Annotated in this window: 7 protein-coding genes; all 7 read right to left on the bottom strand. The window is 37.4% G+C overall.

The genetic code is table 11. The annotated features are described in order from the left end of the window. Positions 1-62 precede the first annotated feature (62 nt). Complete coding sequence (locus tag ABXH34_RS14450; protein WP_353572591.1) at positions 63-593, bottom strand: hypothetical protein; 531 nt, start codon at positions 591-593, stop codon at positions 63-65. Next, positions 568-1,329: a hypothetical protein gene (locus ABXH34_RS14445; RefSeq protein ID WP_353572590.1), complete on the bottom strand. Its 762-nt coding sequence runs from the start codon at positions 1,327-1,329 to the stop codon at positions 568-570. The genes ABXH34_RS14450 and ABXH34_RS14445 overlap by 26 nt, the downstream gene beginning before the upstream one ends. A 99-nt stretch (positions 1,330-1,428) precedes the next feature. Then, a complete protein-coding gene (locus tag ABXH34_RS14440; RefSeq protein ID WP_353572589.1) occupies positions 1,429-1,647 on the bottom strand; it encodes a transposase in 219 nt (72 codons plus the stop codon). Positions 1,648-2,413: 766 nt separating this feature from the next. Beyond that, entirely contained in the window at positions 2,414-2,950 is a 537-nt protein-coding gene (locus ABXH34_RS14435; RefSeq protein ID WP_353572588.1) for an REP-associated tyrosine transposase, read from the bottom strand. Positions 2,951-3,186: 236 nt separating this feature from the next. Beyond that, positions 3,187-3,837, bottom strand: coding sequence for a HEAT repeat domain-containing protein (locus tag ABXH34_RS14430; RefSeq protein WP_353572587.1), 651 nt, complete (start codon positions 3,835-3,837; stop codon positions 3,187-3,189). Between the two features lie 115 nt (positions 3,838-3,952). Further along, positions 3,953-7,009 carry a transglutaminase-like domain-containing protein gene (locus ABXH34_RS14425; protein WP_353572586.1) on the bottom strand — a complete coding sequence of 1,019 codons (3,057 nt, stop codon included), beginning with the start codon at positions 7,007-7,009 and terminating at the stop codon, positions 3,953-3,955. Between the two features lie 88 nt (positions 7,010-7,097). Next, complete coding sequence (locus ABXH34_RS14420) at positions 7,098-12,242, bottom strand: FG-GAP-like repeat-containing protein (RefSeq protein ID WP_353572585.1); 5,145 nt, start codon at positions 12,240-12,242, stop codon at positions 7,098-7,100. Positions 12,243-12,489 lie beyond the last annotated feature (247 nt).

Here is a 12,489-nt window from a genome sequence, read left to right as displayed (position 1 = left end):
TTTCTTAAACAATAAATGTTGGGCTTTGTTCCTCAACCCAACCTACCGTGCTTGGTAACGAGCTATATAGATATAAGTCTCCTTAATCGAGCAACAACAAAGGGTGAGTGTTCAGGAATTGCAAAGTTTGCTTTTTCACATGCTGTAAGTGCGTCAAGCAATTGTTCTTCCTTAAACAATTTAAACTTACCATCAATACTAGTCATTTCCAAAAATGAATAAAGCCCATTAGCCTCACATACATCTAAGCCTAATATTTCCCATTTCCACTCTGCTGGTAAATATACTTCGTCTAAATACTCTATAGCATCTAAGGTTGTCTTTAATATATCTAAAGATATAAGTACTGACTTGCTTTCTGAAAGGATAAAGCCTCCTAACTTCCTAAAATTTTTTTCACTTTCAGAATCAAGCAATTGCATAAAATTTTGATACAGCCCAAACTCTGCTTTAACTGATTCAAATAATGCAATATCACGTTCCCAAGCAGCTGAACCAGCAGATGGGATGAAGCCTGAATATAGTTTCTTAATATTCAGCCCAGTCGAAACAAATTCACTCATAATATTACGAACCTCTGTTTCTTCTGCCATGAACATTCCACCAAGACTCATAGTAATAACATGGTTTCATCATCAATTCTACATTCTCATCAAATTCAGGAGAGTATGTAAATTCTGCATCTAATCTTTTATTCCAGAAACATCTCTTTTTTGCTTTTGCTAGATTGTGTTTCCAGGTATGGTAATGAGGAGTCCGTTTTTGACCATCAGGTCGTGTTGGATGAGCAGCTCCTTCATGATCATACGACCAGCACAGAGTATCTGGTTCTGGGTCACATTTTGTTTCACAATCATCACCTTCACCATCATCAGCCATAGCATTTGTTGCTGACGTCATAACGAAAGTAGCTATTAATGCCTCAGACATTGCTTTTCTAACATTTAAACCTTTAGCCGCTGCAGCCAATACAGGATTTGAGTTAAGAAGTGCTAATATAGCTCCAAATACAATTGTTATTGCAATAACACTTAACACTAGTGAACCTGGTTCGCAAGGGTCTTTAGGTAAAAGCAAAGCTATAATACCAGCAAGCCCAATCTTCAAAGCCTTTTTAAGTTTTGCTTTCAACAAAACACCAGTCATTATTGCACCACCATTATCCCCTCCAGTAATCCGATAAGCTCCTGCACCTGTTGTAGAATCAGTCGCAATATAACCCATGCCTATCCAACCATCTACAGTAATACTTTCTTCATGAATAACGACACCATTACCAGCATTCACAAAATTGATGATATCTTGTTTAGTGCCTTCTGTTACTTTCACTAAAGGCAATAGCCCGCGTAGGTTGTGCTGACGAAGGAAGCTCAACAAAATTGCAACATTCTTAAACAATAGATGTTGGGCTTCGTTCCTCAACCCAACCTACCGCGCTTGGTAACGAGCCATACGCCTTGCAGTATATCCTTTAAACTGTTGAATACGTTTGCTATGTTGGGTTGCTGTTGATATGAAGTGTAAATGATTTTCTAAAATAACGTAAGCATGAAGTTGAAAGTCAGTATTTTCCTGTAGCCATACGAAACTATCTAATAGAATTTGCACAGAATCGGTTCGAGTAAATATAGGTTGCCAACCTACCACAGTGCATGTGTGAAAATGGGGGTATTGCTCATTCAATTCAGGATTTTATAGCGACTTCGTCCCATGTTAGGTTTCTTTATCTTTCTTCAAGCAGAGCTTGATAGGCAGGCATTACCAAGTAGAGAGGCTGTAAAAGAACCACGTTTTTTCGATTTAGGATTGTGTAAAATCAACAACTTACGATCATTAAAATCGTTATTTTTGCAGTTCTTTTACAGCCTCAGAACTTGGTAACGAGCTATCGCAGTTTTCTTAAACAATAGATGTTGGGCTTCGTTCCTCAACCCAACCTACCACGCTACCACGCATAGTAATGAGCCAAGCTAAGTTATTTATGTTGACTATAAAAATCATTGTAAAAAAGTATAAGCCCCCCTATAGAGAAAATAATGCCACAGGCTATTAGTAATATTGTAGAATTCTGAATATCAAAAACAGCATATACAATTATAGGCCCCAATATTTGAATAGATAAGCCAATATTTATCCATATGTTTTTCATTGATAGTTACTGCCCACTTTATAATGCTAAAACAAACTGATATTGTTGTATATACTATAAAAACACCTAAGTTTCAAAGCAAAATTTTACCAAAAGAATTATTTTTGGGACAAAGCAAAAATATAATAACAATTGCTGGAAGCTAGGAAGTACTCTCAATCAAACTCCAAATATCCATACTTGAATAAGCAAATATTTAGTTTAATTTAGCTCGTTACCAAATTCTATTTGGTAATGCCTGTCCATCAAGCTCTGCTTGAATAGTCAATATAAAACATGAATAGGAATGAGACCTGTTGTTTGCGTTAGATAGTCTTTAGCACTTGAATAACGCCAATGTTCTGATTGTTCTACATAGCCGCGTTTGACAGGATTGTGGTGAATGTAGTTTAAGCGTTGTTCAAACAGACTTTTTGTTGACAATTCTTGTGGATGCGAACCTTCTTGCCACAATTGGTAGCGGCTTTTTGTTTTATCTTTGCGCTTGTAAAAAGCTAAATGTCTTAATATGGTTGTGACGTGCTTTTCTTCTAATAAGTCGATAATACGCCTTGCAGTATATCCTTTAAACTGTTGAATACGTTTGCTATGTTGGGTTGCTGTTGATATGAAGTGTAAATGATTTTCTAAAATAACGTAAGCATGAAGTTGGAAGTCAGTATTTTCCTGTAGCCATACGAAACTATCTAATAGAATTTGCACAGAATCAGTTCGAGTGAATATAGGTTGCCAACCTACCACAGTGCATGTGTGAAAATGGGGGTATTGCTCATTCAGGATTTTATAGCGACTTCGTCCCATGTGAGATTTCTTTATCTTTCTTCAAGCAGAGCTTGATAGACAGGCATTACCAAATAGAATTTGGTAACGAGCTATTACCAAGTAGAGAGGCTGTAAAAGAACTACGTTTTTTCGATTTAGGACTGTGTAAAATCAACAATTTACAATCATTAAAATCGTTATTTTTACAGTTCTTTTACAGCCTCAGAACTTGGGAACGAGCTAAATAAATGTTGGGCTTCGTTTATCAATCCAATCTACCGCGCTAAATTTTCCTTAGTTAAAGATTCTAATGATGATTGGGCATAACCTCTTATATATTCATCATTATCAGTTAGTAAATCTCTAAATTTATTAATTATCTTACTCAACCATTTTTCGGGAAAATTCTCTTCTATCGTTAAGTCTAAAATCTCATCCATTGCTACTTCACGAACAATTGCATCCTTATCATCTAAACCAAAAATTAATAGCTCCATTGATATATCCACAGGTAAAGAAAAAGCCGCATACTCCAAACAAGCTCCCCTTATATATATTGAATTGTGATATAGATATTTTTGTATATTGTCCCACCTACCTTGTTTTCCTCGAAGACGAAGAACCCGTATAACTGCAGATAGAATCATAGAATCATCTAAAATTGTTGGATTATCAGTGGCAACTAGACTATCAAGAATGGATTCAATTTTTTTAGCAGGCTCAGAAATATGAGAAAAGGCGAAAATAATACCAATAAGTTGATTTCTATTGAATTGTGTTATATTTTTAATTAAGTAATTGATATCTGATATTCCAATACTATAGGCAATTACTGTATAAAAATCAATATCATCAGATATATCACAATTAAACAATTGTAATAATTCATCAAGAGGCTTTTCATCAATATATATTACGCTATTCATTATTAGTTTCCTAGTTATAAACTGCCTTTGATAAGTTGTTAAAAATAGTTTAAATCATCTGAAGCAAACCAAATTATTTTATAAAAAGTTAACCCCAGATGTTTACCTATAAATATTATTTACACATTTCTTCAACCTCTGCTAATGTTTTGCCTTTTATGGGAATTTCTCTTTGTAGAGTACCAGGTAAATCTATACTCGAAATTGATTTATCAAGTACTTTTGCCTTCAATGTAGCTACTCTTTCAGAGGATAAATTTACACCATATTTTTGAGATAACCTAGTGTGGGCTTGTTTGAGAATCTTCTTCGTCTTCTTACAATCTGCTTTAGAAGGTTTACACTTATCATCATCAGCCATAGCATTAGTTGAAGCAAGAACCAAAGCAGCTGTTAATGCTTGAGACATTGCTTTCCTAATATCTAAAGCTTTACCTGCTATAGATAACATAGGGTTTGCTTTAACGATCACCAATATAACCGTAAATACAGCCATTATTGCAAGAACACTTAATAGAAGAGAGCCGCCAGAGTCACATGGGTCTTTGGGCAAAAGCATATTTACAATAGCACGCAAACCCTCTTTCACAGCTTTCTTTAGCTGAACTTTCAAATTACTTGGCTTTAATGCACCACCATTATCTCCGCCCGTAATCCGATAAGCCCCAGCACCTGTTATGGGATCAGTCGTAATATAGCCTATGCCTGTCCAACCATCTACAGTAATATTTTCTTCATGAACAATGACACCATTCCCAGCATTTACAAAACTGATGATGTCTTGTTTAGTATCTTCTGTTGCTTTCACTAAAGGTAATAATACTTCAATATTTTCTTGGCTAATTTGATAGATTTTTTGTCCCTGCTGATTGGCAATACCAAGTGCTTTTACTGCGGATACTCCTTCCCCAGGATATTCTTGTGTAGTAAAAAAATGTTCTGGAACAAGATGCTCAAAAGCTGAAGATAACAAACCCACTTGTTGGGCTGCCTGTCGACTGACTTCTGCATCGTTATTAATACTCCATAAGGATTGCGCAATCACATCCATATCCACTAAGATACCACTCATACCAACATCTTGAGGGATGCCGAAGCGATATATAGGCTGTAAGCTGGTGGAAAAAGTACCAAAAGAAGGAAGGCGGTAGCCTATAGCTTGCCCTATCTGACTCATTTTATTGAGAACAAAGTCATTGTTTTGAAAGTAAGACAATACAGCCTTTTCTAAAACATCCTCAACATATTGACCTTGAATAGAGGCAGCATAAGTATTACTAATACCTTGCGGGTTGATACCAATAACATAATATTCTCCTGCAATTGGCTTGTTTTCAGCACTGTACTCACCACCTGTCACGCGTGAAATTTTTGTGGTGGTGTAGAGTTCTTGCCCCATTTTAAAGCCACCAGCACTATACACAACTTCTCCATCAACTTTAAACTCAGCAGTCAATCGAATTAAATAACCCGGTAATGAATCAGGCAAATCATCAATATTAAACATATCTCCTTCTGCAAGTTCTGGTAAATAAGACTCAATTAATTTTTGGTCTGCCTCAGTTGCAGGTTTAAAAGAGAATGTTACACGTTTGCTTGCTAATTCTGTAAGATTATGTTGAAAATGAAAAACAGGATTGTCCAGTTTTTGGTCAACAACTGAGCGATAAAGCGCAAAGCTAAAATGATGACGCATACTATTTGGTAAAGTCGTAAATTGATTACCACTTTGAAGTAATGTATAAGGCAAGCTTGCAGCTAATTGAGTACGATTGCTAGAAATAACAATTTGATTACGAAGTATTTCATCATCAATTGCATCTGGATTATTTTGCTGTAGGTAGGTTTCTATCTGAGTTTGATAACTTTGTAATTGATTTTGGATGAAAGTATGATCAACATTTTGCACCCAGCCTTCATCTTCATTTTGGATAGATGTGTTACGAATATGATTCACAAAACCTTCAGCATCAAATGCCACTTCATTTTGCAAATCCATACCTTCAGTAAATTCATACTGTTTAAAACTGGCATCCATTGAAACCCAAGTGTCACCCGTTTTATTCACAGCACCACGACTCGGCACAAAATCAACCCACGCATCTACCCAAACATGCTCCATTTTGACATGCGTAATCTTGCCTTGTTGGGTTTGACTGGTAACTGAAGGAATACCACCTTGGGCTAATAACTGTACAGCCGCCTCAGGTGCAGTCACACCACCGACCCAATTCATCGCTTGTTCAACAGGAATCCGTACCGTGCCATACGCATAACGCGCATGAATCCCAGACGCACGTAACAACGCAATCAATAAACTCGCTGTATCTACCGCATTACCTGCACCATTATCTAAGGTCAATTGACTACCTTGAATTGAACCATGTGTCGGAATATATTGAATATTATCATGTACCCAGTTGTAAATTTTCACTGGATTATGCTCTAAACTTTGCGCAAGCTCTTCAATCGCTGGTGTAATTTGTACATCTTCAGTTGCCGCTAAATCATCATTGCTAGGTGCATTAGACGAACGCACTTGACGACTTTGTGGAAACAAATCTTTTAACGCGGTTGCATCTTCCAATGGCGCACGGGTATTGTCTGCACTTGGAATACTAAACGGTAAATTGTTGGGGTCAAACTCAGCATGATGACCTTGAGTTAATAATGGTTGTAAATGCTGCAAAGTGGTTTCAAGTTGAGCCGTGATCGCCGCTTCAGTTTCTGCATTAATTAAGCTATCCAAGTTCGCTAACAAAGTATTCACATTGGCTTGATATTCTGCCACCGTATCTAAATGACGCTGAATAACCGTCTCTGGCAATTGTTGATCTTTCAAATGCTGCAAAGTGTTATCAAAATCAGTTTGTACCGAATCATCAAATTGTTGCACTTGGCGTTTTAGTTTAACCACATCTGATTGCAAAGCACCTGAGCGGGTTTGACGTGAACCGTTTTGCCAGTTTTGTAACTGAGACTCAACAGTTTTTAAAGTGGCCTCTAATTGTTTCGCATCTTCACGAGCAGAGTCGGCTAAAACTTGTTGATAGTCGTCATATAGCACTTGAGCTGCAACCGCTGTCGGTTCTAACAGCATCATGGTAAAGGCGATTATGACGGTAAGCGATGTCACCTTCATAAGCCGCGAATAAGAATATTGTTCTTCCATTGTGTATCCTTTATAAATCTTGGTGAATCCTGCCTAAATCAGCACCGTAGCTGACTCAGGCATCAAAATGAGAAAGTGAAATAGAAAGTTAGTTTTGACTTAATCCAAGGTAATACAACACCTGTTGCGTACCATCGGGGTAAGTGATGAGGAAGTCATCTAGGCCATCATCATTCGCATCGGGAATAGCAACCAGATTAAGTTCAGCATTAACAGGGATTGCACCTTGCGTAATTGATTCAGCTAATTGCCCAGAATAGGTTTGCCCTTCTAACACGATACGGACATTGCGATTTTCATCGATGAAGCTCTCATCAGATAAGGCGGAGAGGAATGCACGTAATGCCGCTTGTTGTGTAGTGCAATCCACGGTTGGCCATGCAATTGCCTCAATGTCGTTGAATAAGGTGATAATTTTCGCTTGTTCAACCACTTGACAGGCTGCTGGATCATAAGCGTATAAACCGAGCTTGTTATCATTGTGGATGCCAAACGCCAAAGTATCATCTGGTAGCACTTCCAAACTTTCAATTTCACCAGCAAGATTTTCACAATGCACAGTAAAGCTGCTTGTTGTTGGATCATACGCCCAAAGTGTAGTGTTTTTACCTGTAGGGTCAGAGGCTGTGGCATACAATAAACTGTTGTCATTGTTCCAAGCTAAACCTTCAACATGGGCTGAACTCGCCAAGACTAATTGAGCTTGAGCTGTGGTGATGTCAATGGTGATTAAGCCTTGTTTTGACCAGCCCCAAAGTTGCCCCGTCGCATCAAATGACAGTGCAACTACATCGTCAAACCCAATCAAACCAATAGGCATTAAATCACCAGTGAATCCATCAACCAGATATAAGATGGCATTTTTATGTCCCGTACTCGCATACAACTTGTGCGTATGAGGGTGAATATCCATGCCTTCTAAATCATATTCAGGATAAACAGGGCCTAGTGCGGCAATCAAGCGTTGATTAAGGTCATAAGTGAATAATTGTGTCGTATCCAGCTCTTGGTCATGAATTGCATAGACGGTGCTACATTCACTGGCTAATATATTGTCATGATTAAAGACTTGGAAATCTAAGGTTTGCCATTCACCATCAATTTGTGCTTGTAACACACACGCATATTCTGCCGCAGGTAAGATATGAGTAAAATATTCTACCGTCTTAGTATGCAATCCATCAGAGGCTAAATTGACAGTCTCGGTTTCAGTCTCAATCACTGTTTGCTGTTCAACATTTAATAGTAAATATTGAAGAGGTAATGCCGTTATATCTTGGTCACCTGAGTAAGTGATTGTTGAAGTACATTGTTGAGTTTGAGATACCGTCTGCATTGCAATGCTGCCAGATAAGACCAGTTCTAAGCTTTCCTGAACTTCAAAAGAGGTGGTTTGTGACGCTAAAGTTGAACCATCTGCTTTGAGTGCAGTTAATTCAACAGTATAAGTACCTGCCACAGCATCTTTAAGCATGTAAGGAATTAATAATTCTTGCATACCTTGTGGCGTTAAGGATTGAATCTCTCTGGTTTCAATGTAAATAACCTGCTGATTTGGATCAAGGATCGTGATCTGCAATGGTGCATCTTCAAGCAACACATTCAATGTTTGATTTTGGATTAAAGCACTCAGTTGAACCAAGTCTGTGCTGTGATAGGTTAGTTTATCTGTGGTAATGCGTGATTTAATTTGAGTTTCTGCAGCTGCTTCAATGATAAAGCCTTGCTGTTGTTCTGTAATCAATTCACCATCGGTTGTGGTTAAGCGTAAGTTTGCTTGATAGTAGCCCGCCAGCGTTGTACCTGTATTCCAAGCGGCTTGCTGGTTAATAGTCTCATTGCTTTGTAGGCTTTCTGAACTTGGTGCTTGTACCGTTGCAACTACATCGCCATTGGCATCTATGATAAGAATTTCAGCTTGGAATGTTGCTGGGAATAAGCCTTGATTTTCTACATTGTAATCAATGACAACAGAGGTATTTGGTTTGTAAGTAGAGCCATTGATTGCAAGATGATCGACGAGCTGTGCTAAGGTTGATTGATTAGCATTTACCGATAATGAAATACTATTATTACCTTCATTACATTCTTCTAACGTGTTTTGCTCATCAACCACAGCATATAAAGTTTGAGTAAAGTCTGATAATACAGTGTCAAATTGCACATCGATATAAGTATTTGGCTCAAGTGCGTCTAAACTAACTGAACCAAGTACAACCCCACCATTTGCAGGATCACCTAGATAAAACGTGACAGGTGTATCAGCTAGGGATTGCTCTAAACCTGCATTACCAATCCGTACTTGCAGAGTGACAGGGTTATCTAAACCATTATCAATTAACAAGAAACGACCTGCTGTGAGGTCTGCCCCTTTCGGTATCAATGTACCCAATTGCTTTTGCTGATGGACATTCTCTGAATTAGGTTGAACTCGTGGAATACTTAAATCATCGTTGATATTAGTAATGCTATAGGCATGTTGATTCCAGATATTACGGGCTGGCATCCATGAATTTTCTTTATTTTGGAAAACACGAACACCATCAAAACCAGAAAATAGAACATTTGCATGACCATCATTATTCACATCTACAATAGTTGGGTTTTCAATCCAAGTTAGAGAACGGTTTGGTGTTTTAGCAAGCACATTACCATTACTACCATCAAAGATATAAAAATTATATTCACCATGATAAGCAATTTCAAGCTGCCCATCCCCATTAAAATCAAATGCAGATGAGCTTGTTGCAGTACTACCATCATAAATTGAATCATCGAACCACTGTAGAGTACCATTGTGATCAAAGACCTGATAATAACTTCTAAGATACCCTTCATTATCTCTCCCTCTACACATAACACCGATATTCATGTAACCATCATTATCTAAATCAGCAATTAAAGGCGCATTTCCTGGCTTTTGATGGTTATCCCAAAATTTTTTTGGGCCAGCATTTTGATTTACAAACTTAACAGGCCCCCATTTTAAAGTGCCATCATGCTCAAATAGATACACTCTTCCGAATAAGACTGTTACAACTTCAGGATAAGGGTCATCATCAAATTGTCCTGTGACTGTATATCCTAAATCTACAGGTCTATCGACTAAGTCTTCAACAGACCAATATAGTTCTCCTTGTTTTTGCTCATTAATTTTATATGCATACAGGTTTCTAATAACTTCTGGAGAACCATCCAAGTCTAAATCCGCTACAATGGGTATTTGATGACTACCACGGCTTACATCATTATACCCATCCATTTTCCAAAGCAAGTTACCTTGTGAATCTAACACTAAATAACCTGCTAGAATTTCAGCCTGTCCATCACCATCTAAATCAGCAAGAGTTATACCTGTAGACGCTGTATATATAGTCTCAGTACTTTTCCATAATTCCTTACCATTATTATCAAGAGCAACCACATGGCTTGTATATCCACCTTGAAAAGTAATAATTTCAGGTTTTCCATCAGCATTTATATCGCCTACTGCGGGTACAGTCCCTCGAGCTGTACCACCACTAATCCATAGCTGTTTCCCTGCATCTCCATAGTAAGCCGTTAGATAACCAGAATGGTCTTCACTTCTACCAGAATTCAAAATAACCATAGGTGTATCATCTTGGTTAATAATCCCATCACTATTAGTATCTTGAAGTGGTGCGACAATTGGCGTATGAATTATCTCACCACCAGACAGACTAAACATTTCTACCAAATCAAATGAAATATTATTGACTTCACAATCTTGAGAGGTTGTACCACTATTATTATCTTCTTTTAATTCAGCAATAACTTGTCGGCTATCAAGCAGCACAGTGATAGGTGCATCTCTAAAAGGCAATTGCCCTTCTACATTGATATTAATTGAAAGCGTTTCATCACTTGCTAAATTTTGCTCAATAGTTTCTTCACCCAATAAAATATCATCTGAATCAGCTTGATAAATGTTATCTTGATTTTTGTCATGGAACGCGATTAAACTAATATTTTGCGAAGTTGAAACTGTACCAATATTTTTGACATCCGCTGAAATATCACCTGAAACAACTAATGATTGAGCATCCATTGGGATTTGAAAAAACATTGTTTCAACTATTAAATCAGGCAATAAAGGTTCACCTATTTCAGGACGCAAACGGACTTGTCCTAAATCAAACACTTCACCTGATTTCACACCAAGCGGTAAATTTAGCGCAACAAAACCATCAATGATAAAAGACAATTCTCCATCTAAATATTGCAAATCTTGAATTTCAAAACCGCCTTCTTCATCTGTTGTCCATAATTGGATATTTTCGCCAGAAATTAGTTTAATTTCGACGTTAGATAAAGGCGTGTTGGTGGTGGAATCCATCACAACACCTTTTAATATTGGTAAGTCTGGATTGCTTGGATTATTAGGATTGCCATCAACAATATCACTGGAAGTATTATCTGTTAATTTCAGTGCTCGCAAAGCCAACGCGGTTGTATAGACATCATTATCCCAACTGCCATTATCAAGCTGTGCCATATTGAGCAAATCAACATAACTACTAGTTTCATCAAGATTAGACAATATTGGAGCAATTGCGATTAAAGCCAATGCTAATTCAAAGTTTTCATGGGTTTCTTGTGATAACTGGGTCAATAAATAGGTTTTAGCTTTGTCTAAAAAGCCGTTAATATCAAGAGAAGGAATATTGCTGACATCATGGCGATATTGCCAAAGGGCGTGCATAGTCAGTGCAGTGACATAAGTTGATGCTGTATTACTAATTTGACCGTTGCTATTAAATAATGGAGATTTTAATAAATAATCAATAGTTGCAAAAAACTTATCTCGATTCGCTTCTAAAACATGAGCTGTTGCAAGAGCCTCTAAAGCAAACACCGTATCTAATTCTGTTCGTTGATAGCCTGCTAAATCGCCTAATCCACCATCTTCTTGCAGCCGACTGACTAATTCAGTGACCAATTCATCTGTAGATTCATTGGCTAAAGCACGAATTAATAGAGTATTGGCTAGATTTTCAGTACTTGGGAAAGATTCTGTATTAACAAACCCTAAAGCATCTGTCATAGAAGCTTGAGTTTGAGGGGTTTCGCCTAGTGTAGACAATGTTTGCCAGCTTGCCGCTGTCGCTTGAAAATGAGTGGCTAAATCAGTTTCAGTACTGTAGCTTCCATCTGATTGAGCTTGGTTAATTAGCCATGCTAGCCCACCTTGCGTATCCGCTTGAACAAGCATTGATATATTCAGTAAATAAAGGCCTATAAACCACTTCAGATGGTGTATAGCCAGCAATAGCATTCTTTTCAACATAATTTCATCCCTATCATTATTTATAAAAATAACCTATAACCACTATAATTATTTAAATAAAATATACTTATTTTTACTGGATGATTAGAGTTAATATACTCTAAACAAACTTGGCTGCCCTTGCATTTTAGCATTAAATATCATCTTTCTATTTATAGTAGCAGTACAGTAT

This window comes from Candidatus Albibeggiatoa sp. nov. BB20, from assembly GCA_016744725.1.
GTDB lineage: Bacteria > Pseudomonadota > Gammaproteobacteria > Beggiatoales > Beggiatoaceae > Albibeggiatoa.
The sequence above is the reverse complement of the archived record's forward strand: the minus strand, read 5'-3'. Positions and strand labels throughout refer to the sequence as shown.

Coding starts and splice junctions, on each gene's coding strand:
- ABXH34_RS14450 (WP_353572591.1), bottom strand. CDS start 593: ATGGCAGAAGAAACAGAGGTTCGTAATATTATGAGTGAATTTGTTTCG.
- ABXH34_RS14435 (WP_353572588.1), bottom strand. CDS start 2,950: ATGGGACGAAGTCGCTATAAAATCCTGAATGAGCAATACCCCCATTTT.
- ABXH34_RS14430 (WP_353572587.1), bottom strand. CDS start 3,837: ATGAATAGCGTAATATATATTGATGAAAAGCCTCTTGATGAATTATTA.
- ABXH34_RS14425 (WP_353572586.1), bottom strand. CDS start 7,009: ATGGAAGAACAATATTCTTATTCGCGGCTTATGAAGGTGACATCGCTT.
- ABXH34_RS14420 (WP_353572585.1), bottom strand. CDS start 12,242: ATGCTTGTTCAAGCGGATACGCAAGGTGGGCTAGCATGGCTAATTAAC.